Here is a 22,413-nt window from a genome sequence, read left to right on the forward strand (position 1 = left end):
TCAGTTCACGCACATGACGCCGTCGCCGCCGGCGTCGATGTGCTGGCTGAGGTCCTCTTCGGGGGCCATGCCCTCCTGGCCGACGACTTCACCGGTGGAGCCGTCGTCGGCGGCCTCCTCGACGGCGTCGTCCTCGGGGACGGCGCCGGAACCGTCCTCGTAAAGGCCGGGGCCCGCGTAGTCGCCGGCGACGGTCACCGAGATGGTGCCGGGCTCCATGGTGGTGTCGTGGACGACCGGCAGGCCGCCGAGCGCCTCGGCGATCGCGGCGGCGGCCGGGTCGTCGGGGTCGGCGGTGTTGACCTGGCTGATGGCGACGCCGGCGAATTCGGCGTTGGCGACGGTGCCCTCGACGTAGCCCTTCTCGGTGAGCACGGCGGCGGCGCGGGAGGCGAGGCCTTCGATGCCGGTGGCGTTGTACACGCTGACGGTGTAGTCGGCGGGGTCGTGGTCGCGCGGCTTGTCGTCTTCGGCGGCGGCTTCTTCTTCCTTGTCGCCGAGCAGTTCGTCGAAGTACCGGTGCACCTGGCCCTTGTCCACGGTGACCACGGATTCGCCGTAGTCGCCGACGCCGTCGATGGACGTGACGGGGATGGTCTCGAACTTGACGTTGCCGCCGGTCAGGCCCTGCATCTGGGTGGCGAAGCCCATGACGTCCCAGCCGTTGTCGAGGACGACGGAACGTTGGACGGCGCCGCCGAGTTCGTTGAGCTTGGCGGGGTTGGACAGGGTGCCGGCGGACAGCAGCTTGTTGGCGAATGACGCCATGAACGCCTGCTGGCGGGTGATGCGGTCGAGGTCGCCGCGGGGCAGGCCGTGGCGCTGGCGCACGAAGCTCAGGGCGTCGGGGCCGGAGAGGGTCTGCCGTCCGGCGTGGAAGTCGGCGCCGGAGTATTCGTCGTAGACGTCGTTGTTGAGGCATACGTCGACGCCCCCGATGGCGTCGGTGAGCAGCACGAAGCCGAGCAGGCCGACTTCGGCGTAGTGGTCGACGGTGACGCCGGTGAGGTCGGCGACGGCGGTGATCAGCGCCTGGCGGCCGGCTTCGGTGGACCGCTTTTCCACGGTTTCGGGCGATTCGCCTTCGGCGGACAGGCGTTCGGCGGTGCTGAGCTTCATGTCGCCGTAGACGCCGTTGATCTTCTTGTTGCCGTCCGCGGTGCTGATGTACGTGTCGCGGGGGATGGAGATCGCGGTGGCGGAGGACCCGTCGTTGGGGACGCGGATGACGATGATGGTGTCGGTGTTCGTCGCCTCTTCGTCGCCGGCGCGGAGCATGTCGATCTCCTCCTGCGTCAGGGGGTTGCCCTGGGCGTCCGTGCGGGAGTCGGAGCCGACGAGGAGGATGTCGGTGGCGCCGTCCTTTTCCTTGCCGAGGGAGAAGTCGCCGCCGGATCCGAGGCCGCCGGCGGCGCGGCCGACGGTCCACCAGCCGACGGCGGAGACGGTCAGGCACAGCACGGACAGGAGGATCAGCAGGGACCTCAGCGGCATCGGAACAGCCTGGCGGACGTCGCGGCCCTGCGTGGGCGGCGCCTGGATGTCCCGGGCGTGCCTCGATTGGGGTGTGCGTGCGCTCAAGTTGGTTCCTTCCCTCACGCGGGCGTTTCCGGCTGCTCCGGTTGCACTACCGTGGGTGCCGTCAGGTGGGCGTCGTAAAGCAGGATTCGTGCTTTGCGACGACTCAGTCGTCCCAACGATAATGAAACGGACTGCCGATGACCGAACCACGCGCCGGAAAAGCCCATGAAGTGGGGGGAAACGGAGCCGCCGTGCGGGTTGCGGTGGTGGGGTCGGCGGGGCAGCTGGGCACGGCGTTGCTGCGGCGCGAGCCGGCCGGGGTCGAGGTGACGTGGCTGGAGCGGGAGGATCTGGATGTCGCGGATGAGGCGGCGGTGATGGCGCATCCGGCGTTGCGGGGCGTGGATGTGGTGGTCAATGCGGCCGCGTGGACGGATGTCGATGGTGCCGAGACGCCCGAGGGGGAGGCTGCGGCGCATCGGGTCAACGCGGTGGCGCCGGGGTTGTTGGCGCGGCGGTGTGCGCGGGAGGGGGCCTTTTTCATTCACGTGTCCACGGATTACGTGTACGGCGGCGGCACGGGCGACGATGGCGCGGGTGGGCGGAGGCCCCTGCGCGCGGACGATCCCGTGGCGCCCGACACCGCGTACGGGCGCACGAAGTTGGCGGGGGAGCGGGCCGTGGCGGACAGCGGTGCGCGGGCCGCGATCGTGCGGACGGCGTGGGTGTTTTCCGGTCCGACGCAGCCGAAGGCGTCCGACTTCGTGTCGACGATGCTGCGGCTCGAGGAGCGCGGCGGCGACATCGACGTCGTCGACGACCAACACGGGAATCCGACGTTCGTCGACGATCTCGCCGATGCCCTGTGGCGGTTGGCGTTGCGGCCGGTCGAGGGCGTGTTCCACGTGACGGGGGCCGGCGCGGCGACGTGGCACGACGTGGCGTCGGAGGTGTTCGCGCTCGTGGCCGGGCAGCCCGAGCGTGTGCGTCCGTGCACGTCGGCGGAGTTTCCGCGGCCCGCGAAGCGTCCCGCTTGGTCCGTGCTCGACGGTTCCGCGTGGGTTGACGCCGGTTTCGTGCCCCTGCCGGATTGGCGCGATGGCTTGCGCCGCGCGTTGGGCATGGTCGAATAGGGCTTGCTTGGCTGGGCGTTTTTTCTTGACGACGGCGGCGGGTACGCATGCGCCCTGATGCACATGTGAACGGTGGGGCGAAACGAGCCCGAATCGTTACCCCACGTTCGAAGAAAGTGACTCGAACACTTGTATGATGAATGGTGACGGCGGGGCCGGGGGAGGCCACCGCATCGGGGCAGATCAGCAGCAGCGATCACGCGACACAGTCACTTTCGACACGCGCATCCAGCGCCGGGGGAATCGACATGGCATTCGACCATGACGCAACCAACAACCACCACGACCATCACGATCACGATCATCACGACACCGAGCCGCCACCTGCGCGGAAGCGGTGGGCCACCGAACGCGATGAGCCGGTGAGCAACCTCGCCCGGCGGCGCAACCTCGTCGACATCGACATCTGCCTTGCAGTTACCCCCGATGGTGACGACGACGTCGACTCCCACCTCGCCTGCGTGGCCACGCGCCTGGGACTGTCACGTGGCAAAGCCGCCCGATACTGCGACGTCGGGGTGATGCTGCGCCGCATGCCCAAAGTGTTGGGCGTATGCCGGTCGGGGGCGTGGCCGCATGAACGCCTGGCCACGATTGCCGCGGCCATTGCCGCGGTATCCGACGACAATCTCGCCGCGGTGGAAGACAAGTTCGTCGCCTACCTGTGTCCGAGGAAGGACTTCCAGGCCCTGCCCGGACCGAGGGTCTTCGCCCGGGAGTTGCGCCGCATCGTCGAAGCCATCGAACCGGTGTCGACCCCACCCGACGATGAACCGAGGCCGATTGTCGGTGAGTCGTACGGGGTCGACAATGAGGGAGCTGGTGATTTCGGGCAGTTGATCGTGGTGTTGCGCAAAGACCGTCTCGCCGAGTTCGACGCCACCGTGCGGGCGATTAGGGATGCGAAGGCCAACGACGGCAACGAGTGTTCTTTGCCCGATGCTCTTATGGCGTTGTGTCGCGGTGGCGGTGAGGGGGTGTCGGTGACGATGAACGTCTACGTCGACGGCACCAACACCGCCGGCACCGCCAACAGCACTACCGGCGCCACCAACACCTCCGGCACTGGCACCAGCACCGCCAACACCACCGGCACTGCCAACGCAAACACCGGCACCGGCACTGCTGATGAGGGCGATGTGCAGGTGTGGCTCGACGGTGCCGGCTGGTTGCCGAAGTACCTGACCAAGGCGTGGCTGTCCCGGGCGGCGACTGTTCGGTTGTCGTCGGACTCGGTCACCGGTGGGTATGTGCCCACCGACGCACAGAAGGCGCGGGTGCGTGGCCGTGATGGTCAGTGTCGGTTCCCGGGGTGTGATGTGCCGGCGCATCGATGTCAGATCGACCATGTCGTCGACTACGACCCCACCCACACCACCAGTGACGGTGACGGTGGCGGCGGTGACGGTGACGGTGGCGGCAGTGGTTATGGGTTGGGTGTGACGGCGACGTGGAATCTGCAGTGCTTGTGCCAGCGCCACCACAACTTGAAGACCTCGAAGCATTGGCGTGCGGTGATGCATGCCGATGGGTCGGTGACGTGGGTCGACCATGCCGGACATGTGTTTGCCACCACGGTGGCTCATGGTCCGATTGCCCATATCGGCCGGCAGACGTTTTCGCAGCGGGCCACCCGTCGGGCGTCGACGATTCACGGGGATAATCTGCGGCGGATGAAAGCCGAAGCCGACAGGCAGGCGGCGATGGAGCAGGCCGATATCGATGCCGCACTGCGCACACATGCCCGTCAGACCAGACGGTACGAGGAGGAGTTGGCTGATTTCGTTGCCGGGCCGCTTAATTCCGGTGACCCGGATGTGCGGCAACAGGCCGGTGGGTTGGTGGTCGCGGCTGATGATGGGTGGCCGTGTGTCGATGATGTGGTGTGGTCGCGGCAGCAGGTCTCGGCGCGGGTGGCCAGGCGTAGGCGTGAGGAGGGGTTTGGGTGGTGTCGGGCTGATGTGGATGCCCACCGCGTGCCGCAGCCGCCGAAGCCGCTGGGGCCGCGACCCGGAATTCCCTTCTGAGAGAAGCCCTTCCAGCGCATCCAGTCCTGAGGGCAGGCCGCTTGAACGAAACCCGATCAACGGTGAGCCCAATCCCGCGGCCCGTCGAGGCGGAACACCCTGCCGGAGTGGCGGGGTGGAACCGGACGGGTGGTGTCCTAGTGTTTATGCGAAGAAAGTCGGCCAAGGCAGGCCGAATCCAATCAATCCAGGCGAAGCGAAGGACGTGACGGCGTGAACGAGACGACGAACCGGGCGGATTCCGGGGCGGGCGCGGAGTCCGGCCTGCCCCTGGGCGTCGTCACCGTCACGTACTCGCCCGGCGAGCACCTCCGGGCGCTCGTCGACTCGCTGCCCGGGGCGACAACCGCCGGCACCGTCTTGATCATGGCCGACAACGGCTCCAAGGACGGCGCCCCCGAAGCCGAGGTTGACCGCGCCGAAGAAGAAGGCCGCACCGGCGGCGTCAACGATGCGATCTTCCTGCGCACCGGCGGCAACCTCGGCTACGGCAAAGCCGCGAACATCGGCATCGCCGAACTGGCGAAGATGCGCGACGCCGGCCGCATCCGCGGCGACTACGTGCTGCTGGTCAACCCCGACGTCATCTTCGACGACGGAGCCATCGACGCGATGCTTGCCTGCGCGGCCCGCAATCCCCGCGCCGGCGCCATCGGCCCGCTCATCCGCGAGGCCGACGGCTCCGCCTACCCCTCGGCCCGGGCGGTGCCGGACCTGGTCGGCGGCATCGGCCACGCGTTGCTGGCGGACATCTGGCCGTCGAATCCGTTTTCCCGCCGCTACCGCGACGACGCCGACATGTCCCGCGAACGCGACGCCGGCTGGCTGTCGGGCTCCTGCCTGCTGCTGAAGTGGGACGCCTTCGACTCCATCGGGGGTTTCGACGACCGCTACTTCATGTACATGGAGGACGTCGACCTCGGCGACCGCCTCGGCCGGGCGGGCTGGCGCAACATCTTCTGCCCCGGCGCGGTGATCCGCCATGCGCAGGGGCATTCGGCGTCGTCGCACCCGGAGATCACGGTCCGCGCGCACCACGATTCGGCCTACCGATTCATGTCCGACCGTCTGCCCGGCCCCTGGCTGGCGCCGGTGCGGTGGGCGCTGAAAATCGGCCTCTCGCTGCGTGGCACCATCATTTTGGCCGTGAAGAAGCGTAGGCAGAAGGCAGAGCTGCAGGCGAGCGCGGACGCCGGGTGACCCCCAGGCCCCTCGAGCGTCGGCACACATGATTGCTTTGCGACGACCGTCGTAAAGCGAAACCCGGGAGGAATCCTTCAACCATGACCACCCATGACACGTCCACCACGGACGCGGCCGAACTGGCGGCGAACACCGACGCGGTGATCCTCGTCGGCGGGCAGGGCACTCGCCTGCGGCCGCTGACCGTCGGCACCCCGAAGCCGATGCTGCCCACCGCCGGCGTGCCGTTCCTGGAGCACCTGCTCGGGCGCATCAAGGCGGCCGGCATGACGCACGTGGTGCTGGGGACGTCGTACAAGGCGGAAGTGTTCGAGGAGCACTTCGGCGACGGCTCCGACCTGGGCCTCGAGATCGAGTACGTGGTGGAGGACGAGCCGCTGGGCACCGGCGGCGGCATCCGCAACGTCTACGATCGCCTGCGGCACGACACCGTCATGGTGTTCAACGGCGACGTGCTCGGCGGCACGGACCTGCGGGCGATTCTGGCGACCCACGCCGAGAAGAACGCCGACGTGACCATGCACCTGGTCCGCGTCCCGGACCCGCGCGCCTTCGGATGCGTCCCCACCGACGACGACGGTCGTGTCCTGGAGTTCCTGGAAAAGACCCAGGATCCGCCGACCGACCAGATCAACGCCGGCTGCTACGTGTTCCGACGTGACCTCATCGGGAAGATCCCCGCCGGCCGCGCCATCAGCGTCGAGCGCGAGATCTTCCCCTCGCTGCTGGACAACGGGCGCCGGGTGTACGGGTACGTCGACTACGCGTACTGGCGTGACATGGGCACCCCGGCGGACTTCGTGCGCGGGTCGTCGGACCTGGTGCGCGGCATTGCGCCGTCGCCGCTGCTGCAGGGGCGTCACGGCGAGTCGCTCGTCGACGATTCCGCCTCCCTCGGCGGTGGGGCGCTGCTGTACGGCGGCACAGTCGTCGGCCGCGGCGCCGAGATCGGGGCCGGAGCGCGTCTGGACCAGACGGTCGTGTTCGACGGTGCGAAGATCGGCGCGGGTGCGGTGATCGAGCGGTCCATCATCGCGGCCGGCGCGACGATCGGGCCCCGGTGCGTCATCCGCGACGCGGTCATCGGCGAAGGTGCCGACGTCGGAGCGCGTTGCGAGCTCATTTCCGGGGCCCGAGTGTGGCCCGGGGTCGTGCTTCCCGACGGTGGAGTGCGTTTCTCCACCGATGTGTGACGCGGATCACTGAACGGGGGTGAAGTCTCAACCCGGGCTTCATCCCCCACGCCGGGGGGACCGGCTCCAGGGCGCTTCCTGAGTTTTCGCGGTGAATTATCCCGACCGCTTGACCTTCATGGGGTTTCACGTGTGTAATCACAAGTGTGTGATTGCGGGAGGACCCGAGCCGGGCCCGCGTCGCCAGACCGAATTTCCACCCCGTTGACCTGGCAGGAGGCCCGCATGGATGAATCCACCGTGTTCGGCGGACGTGCCGTGGGACGGGATTCGAGCGTGGGGGAGTCCCAGGTGCACGAAACGACGGCAGTCGAGCAACCCCGCCCGTTGGTGGATTGGGCCGACGACCTGACCGGGCTGTTTGACGCGGTCGACGAGGATTGGCAGGAGCAGGCGCTGTGCGCCCAGACCGATCCCGAGGCGTTCTTCCCCGAGAAGGGCGGCTCCACCCGCGAAGCCAAGCGCATCTGCCGCGCCTGCGGCGTACGCGACGAGTGCCTCGAGTTCGCCCTCGCCAACGACGAGCGCTTCGGCATCTGGGGCGGCCTGTCCGAGCGTGAGCGCCGCCGCCTGAAAAAGCAGATCGGTTAGGCGCGAATCCGCCAAGAAGACCCGGTGTTCGCCGGGTCTTTTTTTCGTGCCCGGACTTTTCGTGCCCGGCCCAGCCACCTAGAAGTTGTCGTCGTACCCCGGGTCGACGACGGAGGGGTCGACGTTGAGGTGCACCGCGACGAGGCGGGCGAGGACGTTGCGAAGCACGTCGTTCAGGTCGGCGGGCGTCGGCGCGCGCTTTTCGACGGGCCGGCGGAACACCACGATGCGGGGGCGCGTCGGACGGCCCAGGCGGTCCACCCCGGCGGGGATGAGCCTGCCGAGGGGGATCGGCCCGTCGGCGGCGATTTCGTCGGGAAGCAGGGCGCCGGGGTGGAGGTGCATGAGCGGCACGGTGTCGACGGCGATGTCGAGGTGGATGAGCTGATCGTGCCACCGGGCCTCGATGGGCGCGTAGGCGTCGAGCACGGCCTGGTCGAACGCCTCGCTGCGGCTGCGCCACCGCGGGACCTCCGGTGGGAGGAGGGGGCCGCGCGGGCCGCGGCCGCGGCGCTCGATGCGACGGGAGACGTTCATGGGCGCCAAGTCTATGGCCGCCGTGGGCAAGCGGGTCGAAGGCGCTCCGGCGGGCCGTCGCAAAGCCACGCAACGCCCCGAAAAGCCCCGCGAAACGGGAAATCCGGGGCCTCGGCTACCTGAACCTCAACCCAGGGTCTAGACTTTCGGGCGTGAGTCAATTCCGCCGCTGCTGCAGGCCGGGGTGCGGCAAGCCCGCCATCGCCACCCTGACCTACGCCTATTCCGAGTCCACCGCCGTCGTCGGGCCGCTGGCCGCCGCCAGCGAGCCCCACAGCTGGGACCTGTGCGAACGACACGCGCAGTCCATCACAGCACCGCTCGGCTGGGAGCTGGTGCGCTACGACCTCCCCGGCGAACACGCCGATGACGACGACCTCACCGCCCTGGCCGAGGCCGTCCGCGAAGCCGGACGCCAGGCCACCGGCCTCGTCCTGCGCGACGAAGGCGAGCCCCGCTGGTCGCAGGTCGACCCGGCCCGCCACCCTTCGCGCCGCTCCGCGCGCACCCACTTGCACGTGGTGCCGGACCCCGACGACGAGTAGGGGTAACATTCCGCTCCGACGGAGAATCGAACAAGGAGCGAGGACGGCACAAGTGACCAAGCGCAGCCGGGCGGCCATCGACGCCGTGATCAAGGCTTACGACGTTCGCGGCGTGGTGGGCGAGGGCATCGACGAAGAACTCATGCGCGACGCCGGAGCGGCCTTCGGTCTGCTGATGCGCCGCGAGGGGGCGCAGCGCATCGCCGTCGGACACGACATGCGCGACTCCTCCCCTGGACTGTCCCGCGCGTTCGCGGAAGGCGCGGCGGGGCAGGGCGTCGACGTGGTCATGCTCGGGCTGACCTCGACCGACGAGCTGTACTACGTCTCCGGCACCCTCGACTGCCCCGGAGCGATGTTCACCGCGTCGCACAACCCGGCCGAGTACAACGGCATCAAGCTGTGCCGCGCCGGCGCGCGCCCCGTGGGCCAGGAATCCGGCCTCGGCGAAATCAAGGACCTTCTGGTGACGGGGGTGCCGGACTACGACGGCGAGGCCGGCGAGATCTCCGAGCGCGACGTACTGGCCGGTTACGCCGACTTCCTGCGCGGCCTGGTCGACCTGGACTCCGGCCGGAAGCTCACCGTCGCCGTCGACGCGGGCAACGGCATGGCGGGCCTGACCGCCCCGGCCGTCCTCGGCGACGTGTGCGACGTCCGCGACCTGTACTTCGAGCTCGACGGCAACTTCCCCAACCACGAGGCCAACCCGCTGGAACCGGCGAACCTGGTGGACCTGCAGAAGTTCACCGTCGAACAGGGCGCCGACATCGGCCTGGCCTTCGACGGCGACGCCGACCGCTGCTTCGTCGTCGACGAGAAGGGCGACCCGGTGTCGCCGTCGGCGATTTGCGCGCTCATCGCCACCCGGTACCTCGCCGACGATCCGGGGGCGGTGATCATCCACAACCTGATCACCTCGGCCGTCGTTCCGGAGATGATCATCGAGGCCGGCGGCATCCCCGTGCGCACCCGCGTGGGCCATTCGTTCATCAAGGCGCGGATGGCGGAAACCTCCGCCGTCTTCGGTGGCGAGCATTCCGCGCACTACTACTTCCGCGAGTTTTGGAACGCCGACTCCGGCATGCTCGCCGCCCTGCACGTTCTGGCGGCGTTGGCGGAGCAGGACAAGCCGCTGAGCGAGTTCATGGCGGAGTTCGACCGCTACGAGCAGTCCGGCGAGATCAACTCCCGTCTGGGGTCGGCCGCGGAGCAGCTGGAGAAGCAGGAGAAGATCTCCGAGGTCTTCGCCGCCCGCACCCGCGAGCATGACTGGGTCGACGGCCTGACCATCGGCCTGAAGGATTCGAAGGCCTGGTTCAACGTCCGGGCCTCCAACACGGAGCCGCTGCTGCGCCTCAACGTCGAGGCCCCGACGCGCGAGGAGGTCGACGCGATCGTCGACGAGGTGCTGTCGATCATCCGCTCCTGACCCGTTTTCCGGCATGCTGGGGGCATGGATCCGCATAGTCTGACGTTGACCGCCGCCGCCGAGGGGGCGCACCTCCGCGCCGCGGCGTCGGCCGCCGCCGATGGGCTTTTCGACGATCTGCCGGAACCCCGCGCGGTCGTGTTGATCACCAACGAGTCGCGGGCCAGGCTGGCGGCGGAAGCGGTCATCGCGTTGGCCGCCGATGCGCGGGCGCCGATCACCATCGCCCGGTCGTTGCCGCGGTTCGTGGGGGCGCTGGATTTGGTGTTCGTGCTCACCGACGATCCGGGCGACCCCATCGCCGAGGTGCTCGCCGAGGCGGATCGGCGCGGCGCGGCGACGGTGCTCGTCGATCCGGGGGAGGGGCCGGTGCGGGCGGCGGCGTCGCCGCGCACGGTCGTGGTGCCCCGCCCCGCGATGTCGGCGGTGGGGTCGTTTTGCGGGTACGTGGGGGCGGTGCTGGGTGCGCTCACCGCGGCCCGGGTCACCGCGTTGGGGCCGGCGGCGGTGCTCGACGACGTCGCCGATGCCGTGGATGCGGAGGCCGTCGCCTGCGCCCCGGATCGTGATCTGCTGGTCAATCCGGCCCGCCAGTGGGCGGAGTGGATGCGCGGGCATTCGGTCGTCGTCGCCGGAGAGGGAGACGTGTGGCGCACGGTGGCGGAGCTCGCGGCGGCGTGGTTGCTCGATGCGGGGTTGCCGGCGCATGGCACGACGGTGTCGGACATGCTGCGCGCGTCGGGGGCGTTGGCTCCGTCGCCGGCGGCCGCGCTCGACGATCTCTTCCATGACCCGCTGATCGATGGTCCGGTCGACGGAGGCCGGATGTTACCCTTGAGCGTCATTGCCGTGACTTCCCCGGCCGACGCGCCGGCCGTTCGTGCGCGTCTGGAGCCCTTCGAGTGGGCCCGCGTGGAATGCCCCGCCGAGGAGGTCGAGGTCCGCCATCCGTTGGTGGACGTCTGCGTCACCGCGGCCCGCGTGGCTGCGGCGGCGGCTTATGTACCTGAGGAGGGATGACGCCCGATGGAGCGCATCGATGCGGTCATGCAGTCGTACCCGTGGGGGTCGCGGACGTTGATCGCCGAGCTCATGGGGCAGGAGTCGCCGTCGGCGCGGCCGCAGGCGGAGGCCTGGTTCGGGGCGCATCCGTTGGCTCCGTCGCCGGTGGCGGGGCGGCCGTTGACGGAGGTCATCGCCGATGACCCCGATGCCGCGCTGGGCCCGGCTGCGGGCATGGCGGACGGTACGCTGCCGTTTTTGTTGAAGATCCTCGCCGCCGCCGAGCCCCTGTCGCTGCAGGCGCATCCGACGCTGGAGCAGGCGAAGGCCGGGTATGCGGCGGAGAACGAGCTCGGCCTCGCGCCGACGGCTCCGCACCGCAATTACCGCGATGCGAACCACAAGCCGGAGCTCATCGTCGCGCTGACCCGGTTCGAGGCGTTGGCCGGTTTCCGGCCGGTGGAACGGACCCGGGAGCTTTTCGACGAGCTGGCCATCCCGGAACTCGGCCACTACACGGTGCTGCTCGATGCGCCGTCCGCCGAAGAGGGGCTGCGTGCGTTGTTCACGACGTGGCTCACCCTGCCCAGCCGGGTGTTGGGCGATCTGGTCGAGGCGGTGCGCGCCGCGTGCGCCGCGTACGAGGGCGACGGTTGGGTCGGCCAGGTTGCCGCGACGACCGCCGACATCGCGGCGCGGTACCCGGGTGATCCGGGCGTGCTGGCGTCGATGCTGCTCAACCGCATCACCCTGGAGCCCGGCGAGGGCATTTACCTCGGCGCGGGACAGCTGCACGCGTACCTGTCGGGCATGGGCGTGGAGATCATGGCCAATTCCGACAACGTGTTGCGCGGCGGTTTGACGTCGAAGCACGTCGACGTCGTGGAATTGCTGCGGGTGTTGAACTTCTCTCCGGCGGTGGATCCGGTCGTCCGTCCGATCGTCGACGGTGCGGTGTCGACGTACCCGACCGACGCCGCCGAATTCCGTCTGACGCGGGTCAGCATCCCGGCGGGGGATTCGGTGGCGGTGCCCACGACGGGTGCGGCCATCGTCCTCGTCGTGGAGGGCGCCGCCGAGGTGTCGTCGCGGTCCGGCGAGGTGCGCCTGTCCCCGGGTGGGGCGGCGTGGGTGCCGGCGTGCGAGACGGACCGCGTGCTGCGGTCGGTCGGCGGCGCGCCGGTCGAGGCGTTCGTGGCCTCGGTGCCTGCGTAAAACAGGGCGCCTAGTCTTCCCGATCCGCCCGGTCGGAGCCGTTGGCCGTGGCTCCGGTGGCGTTCGTGCCCTTGTCCGCGTCGTCGGCGGCGGTGGTGTCGGGCTTGGTGGGGGCGTCGTTTGCCCCGGAGGTGCCGTTCGTCCCGTTCTGCGCCGTGTCGGTGCCCTTGTTCGGCTTCTCCGGCTTTCCGCGATTTTCCGGATCCTCCGGCTTCTCCGGCTCGTCGAAGGGCCAGAGGGAGCCGGCCGAGTCGCCGTCCGGAGGCAGCAGCGGCTTCGGGCGCTCCGGGGTGGGCAGCGTCGGGAGCGTCGGCGTGGTGGACTCGGGGGTCTCCGAGGGGGTGGTCGACGATTCGGTCGGGGGCGTCGTCGGCGACGACGGCGGAGGGGGAACGTCCGGGGTGCCCGTGGGCGCGGGGATCACGGCGCGGGGCGGCAGGTACGGGTCTTCGGCGGCATTGCCGCGGCCGGGACGCGACGGCGTCGGCACGACGGTGGTGGCGCGGTCGGGCGCTTGGGTGGAGGCGGAGTTCGAGGAGGGGTCTTCGCCGAGCTCCGAGTCGTCGGCGACGCGGGGCAGGTGCTCCTGGTCGGGTTCGGCGGGGTTGGGGCCGTCGATCGCCGAGGCGCCGGCGCACCCTGCGGTGGCGGCGGCCATGATGGCGGCGATCGCCAGGCCTGCGGTTCTGATGCGCATGATCCCCGTCTCCCTTCCGTGGTGTCGACGGTTTCGAACCCGGTGGCTGCGCTGCAGATAAAGATTCGATCACCGTTTTGGCGGTTAACTTAACACACTCGTTATCTTCTGGAAAGGGGACCGGAGGGGGTGGTCGGGGCCCTTCGCGAGGTTCCCGGAAGGACAACTGTCGCCCCCGCGCTACGTCGTGGGGTAGAACATCGGGGTATGAGGGGGATCGCGGCGAGATCCCGTTCCGGCACCCGAAGGAGAAGCGCCAATGTCCACGTGGGATTCCATCATCTTCAGCAGCGACGCCGTCACCGACCTGCTCGAGGAGGTGTCCGTCCTCGAGGACGACGATCTGTCCGGCGCCCTGCTCGACGCCTGCCGCCTGGCCGCCGGGGACGCGGACGACGACGAGGCCCGCGCGGGTCTCGGCGCCGCCACCGTCGCGGCGATCTGGTCGGGTGCGCCGTTCAGCGCGGGCCAGCTCGTCGACGAGTACCCGTTCATTCGCGAGGGCATCGGCTCGTGTCCGGAGGAGCTGCGCGAGGCGGCGGCCGAGACGTTCGACGTTTTGGTCCCCGGTTTGCCCGAAGACGAGCAGGAGGCCGTCGAGGATTTCGCCGAGGCCGTCAACTAGCCTGGTGAGCATTGCATGTTGCGCTGCATGATGCCCTGACAGCGCAGCGGAACACGTCGCGCACACGGAACACGGAAGAGGTCGCATGTCCCAGACTGTCATCGAGCACAAGGTCGCCGATATCTCGCTCGCGGAGGCGGGTCGCCACCAGATTCGCCTGGCGGAACACGAGATGCCGGGCCTGATGGCCCTGCGGGAGGAGTACCGCGAGGAGCAGCCGCTGGCCGGTGCCCGCATCGCCGGCTCCATCCACATGACGGTTCAGACGGCGGTGCTCATCGAGACCCTGGTCGCCCTGGGCGCCGAGGTCCGCTGGGCGTCGTGCAACATCTTCTCGACGCAGGACGAGGCCGCCGCGGCGGTCGTCGTCGGCCCGGAGGGTACCCCGGAGGATCCGAAGGGCGTGCCGGTGTTCGCGTGGAAGGGCGAGACCCTCGACGAGTACTGGTGGTGCCTGGAGCGCATCTTCGATTGGGGCGACGAGCTGCCGAACATGATCCTCGACGACGGCGGCGACGCCACGATGGCGGTCATCCGCGGCCGCCAGTACGAGGAGGCGGGCGTGGTTCCGCCGGTGGAGGACGACGACTCCGACGAGTTCGTGGCCTTCAAGGAGATGCTGCGCCGCGTGCTGGCGAAGAAGCCGGATCTGTGGACCCGCGTCGCCGAGGCGGTCAAGGGCGTCACCGAGGAAACCACGACGGGCGTCCACCGCCTGTACCACTTCGCGGAGGAGGGCGTGCTGCCCTTCCCGGCGATGAACGTCAACGACGCCGTCACGAAGTCGAAGTTCGACAACAAGTACGGCACCCGCCATTCCCTGCTCGACGGCCTCAACCGCGGCACGGACATGCTGCTGGGCGGCAAGAACGTCCTGGTGTGCGGTTACGGCGACGTGGGCAAGGGGTCGGCGGAGGCGCTGGCCGGCCAGGGTGCGCGGGTGCGGGTCACCGAGGTGGACCCGATCAACGCGCTGCAGGCGCTGATGGACGGTTTCCCGGTGGTCACGGTCGAGGAGGCGATCGGCGACGCCGACGTGGTCATCACGGCGACCGGAAACATGGGCATCATCACCTTCGGGCACATGCGCAAGATGAAGGATCACGCGGTGCTGGGCAACATCGGCCACTTCGACAACGAGATCGACATGCATTCGCTGCATCACCGCGACGACGTCGAGCGCATCGAGATCAAGCCGCAGGTCGCCGAGTACCGTTTCGAGCACGAGGACGGCGAGGTCAAGTCGCTCATCGTCCTGTCGGAGGGGCGCCTGCTCAACCTGGGCAACGCGACGGGGCACCCGTCGTTCGTCATGTCGACGTCCTTCGCGGATCAGACGATCGCGCAGATCGAGCTGTTCACCCGGGGCGACGAGTACGGCAACGAGGTGTACCGCCTGCCGAAGATCCTCGACGAGAAGGTGGCGCGCATCCACGTGGAGGCGTTGGGCGGTTCGCTGACGACCCTGACCAAGGAGCAGGCGGAGTACATCGGCGTCGACGTCGAGGGCCCGTACAAGCCCGAGCACTACCGCTACTAGGTCGGGGAAGTCATGGGTCGGGGAAGTCATCGGTGATGGGGTACATCGTCGCGGTCGAGGGCATCGACGGGGCCGGCAAGAACACGTTGTCGCGTGCCCTGGAAAGCAGGCTTGACGACGCCGGCGTGAGCGTCGCAAAGCTCGGTTTTCCCGCGTACGGTCGCACGCCTTTCGCCGATTTCGCCGATGACGCCCTGCATGGTCGGCTCGGGGACGTCGCCGAGTCGGCGTGGGCCATGGCGCTGCTGTTCGCGCTGGACCGCAGGGACATGCGCGACGAGGTGATCGCGGCGGCGGAGTCGGCCGACGTGTTGATCCTGGACCGGTACGTCGCCTCCAACGCGGCCTATTCGTGGGGGCGCACCGGCGACCGGGCGATCGTGGAGTGGGTGTACGAGCAGGAGTTCGGCAAGCACGGGATGCCGGTGCCGGATCTGCAGGTGCACCTGGGTACGGGCGTGGCGGAGGCGGCGCGCCGGGCGAAGCACCGCGAGGCCGCCGACGTGTCCCGCACCCGCGACGCCTACGAGCGCGACGGCGGGTTGCAGAGCCGCGTCGCCGCGGCGTACGCCGATTTGGCGGCGGAGTCGTGGGCGTCGCCGTGGCACGTGGCGGGGGATTGCGCCGAGGAGTTGGCGGCACGAGTCCTCGACGATATCGGGCGGTAGCCGAGCAGCGGTGGGCCGCGGCCGGGCCAGGGTGGACGGCAGCGGTGCCGGGACGGATAGGATGGGGTGCATGAGCGCCAAAATCCTGGTCGTCGACGACGACCCCGCCATCGCCGAAATGCTGACCATGGTCCTCCAGCGGGAGGGCTTCGACACGGTGGTCGTCGGGGATGGACTGGAAGCGGTGGAGGCCGCGTCGCGTGAGAACCCGGACCTGATCCTCCTGGACCTGATGCTGCCCGGCATGGGCGGCGTCGACGTCTGCCGCAGCGTCCGCGAGGAAAGCTCGGTGCCGATCATCATGCTCACCGCGAAGACCGACACGGTCGACGTCGTGCTGGGCCTGGAGTCGGGCGCCGACGACTACGTGACCAAGCCGTTCAAGCCGAAGGAGCTCGTCGCCCGCGTCCGCGCCCGCCTGCGCCGCCAGGACGAGGAACCCGGCGAGGTCATCGAGGTCGGTGACCTGGTCATCGACGTCCCCGGCCACGCGGTGTCCCGCGACGGCCGCGAGATCGCGCTGACCCCGCTGGAGTTCGATCTGCTCCTGGCGCTGGCCCAGCGCCCGAAGCAGGTGTTCAGCCGCGAGGAGCTGCTGGAGAAGGTGTGGGGGTACCGTCATTCCTCCGACACGCGCCTGGTCAACGTCCACGTCCAGCGCCTGCGCTCGAAGATCGAGGTGGATCCGGAGAACCCGCGCATCGTGCTGACGGTCCGGGGCGTCGGCTACAAGACCGGCGAATAGCGCGCGGCGGGCAGAAGGGAACCGATGGCGGAAGGCTGGTGGAAGCCGGGGGACTGGCTGGGACGGGCTTGGAAGCGCATCCTGCGTTCGTGGCGCACGTCGCTGCAGGTGCGGGTGGTCACGTCCGTGATGGTCGTGTCGGTGCTCGTCGTCGGCATGCTCGGTTTCGCCCTGGTGTCCATCGTGGCGCAGCGGCTTCTCGACGCGAAGTTCAACGTCGCCAACGAGGAGATCGATCGCGCCCGCGTCGTCGTCGAGCAGACCATCGCGGCGTCGGGCGCCGACGGCGTGCAGGCCAAGCTCAACGCCGGCCGCGAGGCCCTCGCCGATCGTCAGTCGGGCACGTCGACGGGGTCGGCGACGGTCTACGATGCCGTGCTCATCGCCCCCGGCGGCAACGACGACGCGATCCGGTCGCCCGTCGACGGATACGTGCCGGTGCAGTTGCGGCCCTTCATCCAGGAAGGGCAGGTCAGCTACCAGTACGCCGTGATGGAGGCCCGCGACGGGTCGAGTTATTCGGCGCTGGTCATCGGCACGCCGACGTCGTCTGACGTGCAGGGCCTGGAGCTGTACCTGATCATGCCGCTCACCGCGGAGGAATCGACCCTGGCGTTGGTGCGCGGACTGTTCGCCGGTGCGACGGTCGTCATGACGTTGCTGCTGGTGGGCATCACGTGGCTGTTCGCCAATCAGGTCACCGGGCCCGTCCGGTCGGCGGCCCGCATCGCCGAGCGTTTCGCCTCCGGTCACCTGCGCGAGCGCATGGCCGTCGAAGGCGAGGACGAGATGGCCCGCCTGGCGGTGAGCTTCAACAAGATGGCCGAGTCGCTGTCGCTGCAGATCCACCAGCTCGAGGAGTACGGCGACCTGCAGCGCCAGTTCACGTCGGATGTGTCGCATGAGCTGCGCACGCCGCTGACCACCGTGCGCATGGCCGCCGACCTCATCGCCGATGGCGCGGAGGATCTCGACCCGGCCACGCAGCGGGCCTCCGAGCTGATGATCGCCGAACTCGACCGCTTCGAGATGCTCCTCGCCGACCTGCTGGAGATCTCCCGCCACGACGCCGGCGTCGCCGACCTGTCCGCCGAGCGCGTGGACATGCGCCAATGCATCGACGCCGCGTACCTGCCCCTGCAGGTCGTGGCTCAGGAATCGGGCACCGAGATCATCCTCGACATGCCGGACGAACCGGTGCCGGCCAGCGTCGATTCCCGACGCATCGAGCGGGTGCTGCGCAACCTCATCGCCAACGCCATCGACCACTCCGAGGGCAACCCCGTCATCATCGCGTTACGCGCCGACGAGCACGTCGTCGCCTGCACCGTCACCGACCGGGGAGTGGGACTCAAACCCGAGCAGGAAGAGCTGGTGTTCAATCGTTTCTGGCGCGCCGACCCCTCGCGCGAACGCCGCACGGGCGGCACGGGCCTGGGCCTGGCCATCGCCCGCGAGGACGCGCTGCTCCACGGCGGCCGGCTCGAGGCCCACGGCGTTCCCGGCATCGGCAGCTGCTTCCGTCTGCGCCTGCCCCTGGAACCCGGCGGACCCGTCGACACGGAACCGCTTCCGCTGGAGGTCCCCGGAGCGCCGGCACCGGCTCCGCGGGCGGAGGTTTTCGACGCGCTCGTCGCAAAGCGGGAACCGGAACCGAAACCGGACTCGGAAACGGAAGCGGAAGGAGACCGGCCATGACGCCCCGCCCACGCACGACCCGCGGGAACCGCACGGCCATCGTCGCCGCCGTGAGCGCCGCCGCTCTGGTGCTCGGCGGTTGCACGACCCTGCCGGGCGACACCACGCCCCAGGCGATCCGCACCTTCGAAGCCCCGGCGCACGACGTCGAGGTGCCCACGCCACGACCCGACGCGGCGCCGGACCTGGTGCTGCGCGACTTCTACGCGGCGTCGGCCCACCCGACCGACGATTACGCCGCGGCGAAGGCCTTCCTCACCGAGGCGGCCCGCGAGCGATGGAACCCGCACGAGGCCACGTGGATCGTCGACGGCATCAACGTCATCGGCGACGGCAGCGAGGACGAGGACGTGCGCGGTTTCGGCACCCGCGCCACCATCGTCGGGTCGCTGGCTCCCGGCGGCGCGTACGAGACGCAGTCGGCGCTGTACGAGGATTCCATCGAACTCCGCATGAACGACGAGGGACAGTGGCGCATCGCCGAACTGCCCGACGGCGTGCTGCTGGAGCGCCAGGCGTTCCTGGACAGCCATGCGCCCCGCAACGTGTACTTCCTCGACCCGTCGGGCAACCAGCTCGTGCCGGATCGCAGGTGGATCTACCGCGGCGTCGACGACGCGGCCATGGAGCTGCTGCACACCATGCGCGGCGGACCGCGCCCGCGTCTGTTGCCGGGCGTGACCACGGCGCTGCCGCCGGACGCGACCATCGAGATCGGGCCCCATGAGGAGGGGCCGGGCCGGGTGATCCGGATGACGGGCCTCGGCGATCTGGACGAGACCCTGCGCGGGTTGTTGGCGGCGCAGATCGTGTGGACGCTGTCGTCGGCCGACGTTCGCGGCCCGTGGACGCTGGAGGACGAAGGCGGCGCGCTCGTCGAATCGCACCCCGGCCCGTGGACCCGCGATTCCGACGAGCTGCGCCCGCTCGACCCGACGAAGGGGCCGGGCGACCGCGTGCCGCTCCACGCGGTGGAGGCCGGTGGCGTCGTGGAAGTGACCGACGACGGCGACCGGGTGTTGCCGGGGTGGACGTCGGAGGGCGGCGATGTCCTGGTGTCGGCGAGCATCGGCGTGGACGAGGCGGGCACCCGCCTCATCGCGGGCGTGTCCCGGGTCGACCGGGGCGGGTTGGGCGAATCCTCCCTGCTGCTGGGCCGCGCCGGCGATGACCCGAAGACGGTGCTGACCGCGCAGAGCCTCACCCGCCCGAGCTGGTCGCCGGATGCCGCGTCGGTGTGGACGGTCGTAGACGGCGAACGCGTGATGCGGCTGGTGGGCAACTCCTCGTCGGTGCCGGCAGTCGAGGAGATCGACATGACCGGCATCGCGGAGATCGACGGTGGCATTTCGGAGCTGCGCGTCGACCCGTCGGGCACGCAGGTGGCCATGATCGCGGGCGGCAACGTGTGGATCGCCACGATCGTGCAGACGGACACGGGGCCGTGGCGCCTGGTCAACGCGCGCCATCTGACGCTGTCGGAGGGGGTGACCCCCGTGACGCTGGCGTGGGCGCCGAACTCGACGATCATCGTGGGCGCCTACGGCGAGGAGTCCCCGATGTGGCGGGTCTACCCGGATGGTTCGGTGAATTACATGCTGCCGAAGCTCAACCTCAGCCCGCCGGTGACGGTGGTGTCGGCGACGTCGTCGAAGATTTACGCGCTCGACGACAACGCCCTGATGGAGCTGGTCACCGGCGAGGGCGAGGCCCAGTTCTGGCGTGCGGTGCCGGGAGTGCAGGGGCGGGCGGCCCCGGTGCCCGTGGAGTAATCTCCCCGGCATGTGGGGGGAGTTGGCCGACTTGGTCGTGCCGCGGGCGTGCCCGGGGTGCGGGGCGCCGGAGGTGCCGTGCGCCGAGTGCCGCCGCGAGTTCGCGCGGCCGCCGGTGCGGGTGTCGCCGCGGGTGCACGTGCCCGCCCCGACGTGGTCGTGCGGGCCGTACGCGGGGCCCAGGCGGGCGGTGGTGCTGGCGGCGAAGGAGCTTGGCGACGCCTCGGCGCGGCACGTGATGGGTGCGGTGGTGGGTGCGGCCTTGCTGAGACTGGCGGTCGACGGCCAGCTGCCGCATCCGGCGCAGGAAGCCATGACGCTCGTGCCGGCGCCCACCCGGGCGTCGGCGGCGCGGAGGCGGGGAGGGGACCCGGTGACGGCCGCCTGCCGCGTCGCCGCGCGACGACTGCCGGGTGCCCGCGTGGCGGCGGGATTGCTGCGGACGGCGGAGGGGGCGGAGGATTCGGCGGGGCTCACGGCGGTGGGGCGGCGCCGCAACATCGCCGGTCGGATCGTGCCGTCGGGGACCGTGCGGGGACCCGTCGTGCTCGTCGACGACGTGCTCACGACCGGGGCGACGGCGGCGCATTCGACGCTCGTCCTCGCCGCGTCGGGTGTCCGCGTGGCCGGCGTGATCGTGTTTTCCCACGCCTAGGGGCACTTCCCCCCGGATGTGGCCAGGGGGCCGGGAAAATCGGACGGGAGGTTCGTGGCAGCGGGGGTAACCGCGTCTGTATCCTGGAGGCACAGTTAGTTAGTCGCGTCACCGTGGACGCCGTGAGTAATCCCGCTCACGGAGGGGCGGTGGCAATACCGGGAGGTAGGAAGCAAGTGACGACACCTGCTGACAACAACGAGGTCCTCAGCCCCAATGCCCAGGTGACCATCACCGGGCGCAACGTGGAGGTCCCGGAGCACTTCGCCGAGCGTGTCAAGGGCAAGCTCGCCAAGATTGAGCGCCTCGATCCGACCCTGACGTTCTTCCACGTCGAGCTGCAGCACGAGCCGAACCCCCGCCGCGCGGATCGTTCCGACCGCATCCAGATCACCGCCACGGGCAAGGGCCACCTCGCCCGCGCCGAGGCGAAGGAGGACAGCTTCTACGCCGCCCTCGAGTCCGCCCTGGGCAAGATGGAGCGCTCCCTGCGCAAGGTCAAGGCCCGCCGCAAGATCAGCCGCTCCGGCCACCGCGCCCCCATGTCCGTGGGCCAGGCCACCGCCGCCCTGGTCGAGGAGGCCACGGAGGCCGCGGAGCCCGCTCCGAAGGCCGATCCGTACGAGGATCAGGTCGAGGAGATTCAGCTCGGCAAGGTCGTGCGCACCAAGGAGCACTCGGCCAACCCGATGTCCGTCGATGACGCGCTGTCCGAGATGGAGCTCGTCGGCCACGACTTCTACCTCTTCGTCGACGAGGCCACCGGCCGCCCGTCCGTCGTCTACCGCCGCCATGCCTACGACTACGGCATGATCGCGCTGGCCGAGGACGCCGAGTAAGTCCGGACCGCCAGCCCCCGGCCGCGCCGCTTTTCCGGCGGTGGCCGGGGGTTTTCCGTGCCCGGGATAGGGTGGGGGCATACGCTTTCGTTCCGCAGCAGAAGAGGGGAACCGGCGATGACCCACCGATGGACCCCACCGCCACCTCGGCCACCGCAGTCACCGCAGCCTCAAGGGGGAGGGGGAGGCGGAAACGGCCTCGTCTACGTGCTCGTCGGCCTGATCGCGGTGCTCGTCGTGGTCGTCGGCGCCGTCGCCGTCGTGGCCTTCGGCGGAGGTCCGGGCGGTGGCCGGGGCGAGGCGGACCTCGTGGCCACCGAAGCCCCGCCGGCGCCTCCTGCGGCGGATGCGGCTGGTTCCGCGCCCGACCCCACCGAGGCGACGACGACTCGGACCGTCACCGAAACCGCGACCGCGCCCAGGACGAGGACCGCACCCGAACGTACGCGGGGATCCGACTCCGGTTCCGGCTCACGCGTCTGGGGTGATTCCGCCGTCTACGCGAACTGCGAAAACGGGGCGTTGACCGGCTCATCGGTTACGACCTGCGGCTTCGCCAAGCGGGTGTCCGATGCCGTGTGGGCGGGCAACGTCGGCGCGAGGAACCGCACCGTCAGCGCCTACAGTCCCGCCACCAAGAAGACCTACACCATGAACTGCACCCTCGGGTCGCTCAGCGGCAGCGACGCCACCTACAGGTGCACGGGCGGCGACAACGCCATCGTCTTCGTTCCCGTGGCCGGTTGACCGGTTGACGCGCAAGCGTCGTAAAGCA

General features: G+C 69.6%; 21 protein-coding genes. 18 read left to right on the forward strand and 3 right to left on the reverse strand.

Annotated features, from left to right (window positions below):
* Window positions 1–1,494, reverse strand: a complete 1,494-nt coding sequence (locus CFREN_RS02485) for an LCP family protein (RefSeq protein ID WP_209654093.1) — start codon at window positions 1,492–1,494, stop codon at window positions 1–3.
* A gap of 224 nt (window positions 1,495–1,718) precedes the next feature.
* Between CFREN_RS02485 and rfbD the strand changes: the two genes are divergently transcribed.
* The 5 genes from rfbD to CFREN_RS02510 all read left to right on the forward strand — a co-directional run bounded on the left by rfbD (window position 1,719) and on the right by CFREN_RS02510 (window position 7,668).
* Window positions 1,719–2,654 carry a dTDP-4-dehydrorhamnose reductase gene (gene rfbD / locus CFREN_RS02490; protein WP_209654090.1) on the forward strand — a complete coding sequence of 312 codons (936 nt, stop codon included), beginning with the start codon at window positions 1,719–1,721 and terminating at the stop codon, window positions 2,652–2,654.
* Between the two features lie 248 nt (window positions 2,655–2,902).
* On the forward strand, window positions 2,903–4,681 hold the full coding sequence (locus CFREN_RS02495) for an HNH endonuclease signature motif containing protein (RefSeq protein ID WP_209654088.1): 1,779 nt from the start codon (window positions 2,903–2,905) through the stop codon (window positions 4,679–4,681).
* 213 nt (window positions 4,682–4,894) lie between these two features.
* Window positions 4,895–5,881: a glycosyltransferase family 2 protein gene (locus CFREN_RS02500; RefSeq protein ID WP_246580165.1), complete on the forward strand. Its 987-nt coding sequence runs from the start codon at window positions 4,895–4,897 to the stop codon at window positions 5,879–5,881.
* A gap of 83 nt (window positions 5,882–5,964) precedes the next feature.
* Entirely contained in the window at window positions 5,965–7,077 is a 1,113-nt protein-coding gene (manB, locus tag CFREN_RS02505) for a mannose-1-phosphate guanylyltransferase (protein ID WP_070519775.1), read from the forward strand.
* 225 nt (window positions 7,078–7,302) lie between these two features.
* Window positions 7,303–7,668 (forward strand): WhiB family transcriptional regulator, encoded by a 366-nt coding sequence (locus CFREN_RS02510; protein WP_035122941.1) that lies wholly within the window; start codon window positions 7,303–7,305, stop codon window positions 7,666–7,668.
* A 78-nt stretch (window positions 7,669–7,746) separates the two neighbouring features.
* Here CFREN_RS02510 and CFREN_RS02515 read toward each other — a convergent pair whose 3' ends face one another.
* Entirely contained in the window at window positions 7,747–8,205 is a 459-nt protein-coding gene (locus CFREN_RS02515; protein ID WP_209654086.1) for a metallopeptidase family protein, read from the reverse strand.
* A 152-nt stretch (window positions 8,206–8,357) separates the two neighbouring features.
* Between CFREN_RS02515 and CFREN_RS02520 the strand changes: the two genes are divergently transcribed.
* The 4 genes from CFREN_RS02520 to manA are packed head-to-tail and all read left to right on the forward strand — an operon-like array spanning window position 8,358 to window position 12,399.
* Window positions 8,358–8,750, forward strand: coding sequence for a DUF3499 domain-containing protein (locus CFREN_RS02520; protein ID WP_035122927.1), 393 nt, complete (start codon window positions 8,358–8,360; stop codon window positions 8,748–8,750).
* A 52-nt stretch (window positions 8,751–8,802) separates the two neighbouring features.
* Window positions 8,803–10,182, forward strand: a complete 1,380-nt coding sequence (locus CFREN_RS02525) for a phosphomannomutase/phosphoglucomutase (protein WP_209654084.1) — start codon at window positions 8,803–8,805, stop codon at window positions 10,180–10,182.
* A 24-nt stretch (window positions 10,183–10,206) separates the two neighbouring features.
* The gene (locus CFREN_RS02530) at window positions 10,207–11,202 is read left to right on the forward strand and encodes a hypothetical protein (protein WP_209654082.1); all 996 of its coding nucleotides are present in this window, start codon (window positions 10,207–10,209) and stop codon (window positions 11,200–11,202) included.
* 6 nt (window positions 11,203–11,208) lie between these two features.
* Window positions 11,209–12,399, forward strand: coding sequence for a mannose-6-phosphate isomerase, class I (gene manA, locus CFREN_RS02535; RefSeq protein WP_209654080.1), 1,191 nt, complete (start codon window positions 11,209–11,211; stop codon window positions 12,397–12,399).
* Window positions 12,400–12,409: 10 nt separating this feature from the next.
* Here manA and CFREN_RS02540 read toward each other — a convergent pair whose 3' ends face one another.
* Window positions 12,410–13,096: a hypothetical protein gene (locus tag CFREN_RS02540; RefSeq protein ID WP_209654078.1), complete on the reverse strand. Its 687-nt coding sequence runs from the start codon at window positions 13,094–13,096 to the stop codon at window positions 12,410–12,412.
* A 259-nt stretch (window positions 13,097–13,355) separates the two neighbouring features.
* On the opposite strand from CFREN_RS02540, the gene CFREN_RS02545 reads away from it, so the two are divergent.
* The 9 genes from CFREN_RS02545 (at window position 13,356) to CFREN_RS02585 (ending at window position 22,385) form a co-directional block, all read left to right on the forward strand.
* Entirely contained in the window at window positions 13,356–13,721 is a 366-nt protein-coding gene (locus tag CFREN_RS02545; protein ID WP_070519764.1) for a hypothetical protein, read from the forward strand.
* Window positions 13,722–13,806: 85 nt separating this feature from the next.
* A complete protein-coding gene (ahcY, locus tag CFREN_RS02550; protein ID WP_070519762.1) occupies window positions 13,807–15,261 on the forward strand; it encodes an adenosylhomocysteinase in 1,455 nt (484 codons plus the stop codon).
* Between the two features lie 35 nt (window positions 15,262–15,296).
* Window positions 15,297–15,929 (forward strand): dTMP kinase, encoded by a 633-nt coding sequence (locus tag CFREN_RS02555; RefSeq protein WP_070519760.1) that lies wholly within the window; start codon window positions 15,297–15,299, stop codon window positions 15,927–15,929.
* Between the two features lie 70 nt (window positions 15,930–15,999).
* The gene (mtrA, locus tag CFREN_RS02560; RefSeq protein WP_070519759.1) at window positions 16,000–16,674 is read left to right on the forward strand and encodes an MtrAB system response regulator MtrA; all 675 of its coding nucleotides are present in this window, start codon (window positions 16,000–16,002) and stop codon (window positions 16,672–16,674) included.
* 24 nt (window positions 16,675–16,698) lie between these two features.
* The gene (gene mtrB / locus CFREN_RS02565) at window positions 16,699–18,372 is read left to right on the forward strand and encodes an MtrAB system histidine kinase MtrB (RefSeq protein ID WP_209654072.1); all 1,674 of its coding nucleotides are present in this window, start codon (window positions 16,699–16,701) and stop codon (window positions 18,370–18,372) included.
* Window positions 18,369–20,144, forward strand: coding sequence for an LpqB family beta-propeller domain-containing protein (locus CFREN_RS02570; RefSeq protein ID WP_209654070.1), 1,776 nt, complete (start codon window positions 18,369–18,371; stop codon window positions 20,142–20,144). Before mtrB ends, CFREN_RS02570 begins: the two co-directional genes overlap by 4 nt.
* Window positions 20,145–20,154: 10 nt before the next feature.
* Window positions 20,155–20,799, forward strand: coding sequence for a ComF family protein (locus tag CFREN_RS02575; RefSeq protein WP_209654068.1), 645 nt, complete (start codon window positions 20,155–20,157; stop codon window positions 20,797–20,799).
* A gap of 176 nt (window positions 20,800–20,975) precedes the next feature.
* Window positions 20,976–21,638, forward strand: a complete 663-nt coding sequence (gene hpf / locus CFREN_RS02580; protein ID WP_035122918.1) for a ribosome hibernation-promoting factor, HPF/YfiA family — start codon at window positions 20,976–20,978, stop codon at window positions 21,636–21,638.
* A 207-nt stretch (window positions 21,639–21,845) separates the two neighbouring features.
* Entirely contained in the window at window positions 21,846–22,385 is a 540-nt protein-coding gene (locus CFREN_RS02585; RefSeq protein ID WP_209654066.1) for a hypothetical protein, read from the forward strand.
* The last annotated feature ends 28 nt before the right edge of the window (window positions 22,386–22,413 follow it).

This window comes from Corynebacterium freneyi, from assembly GCF_030408835.1.
GTDB lineage: Bacteria > Actinomycetota > Actinomycetes > Mycobacteriales > Mycobacteriaceae > Corynebacterium > Corynebacterium freneyi.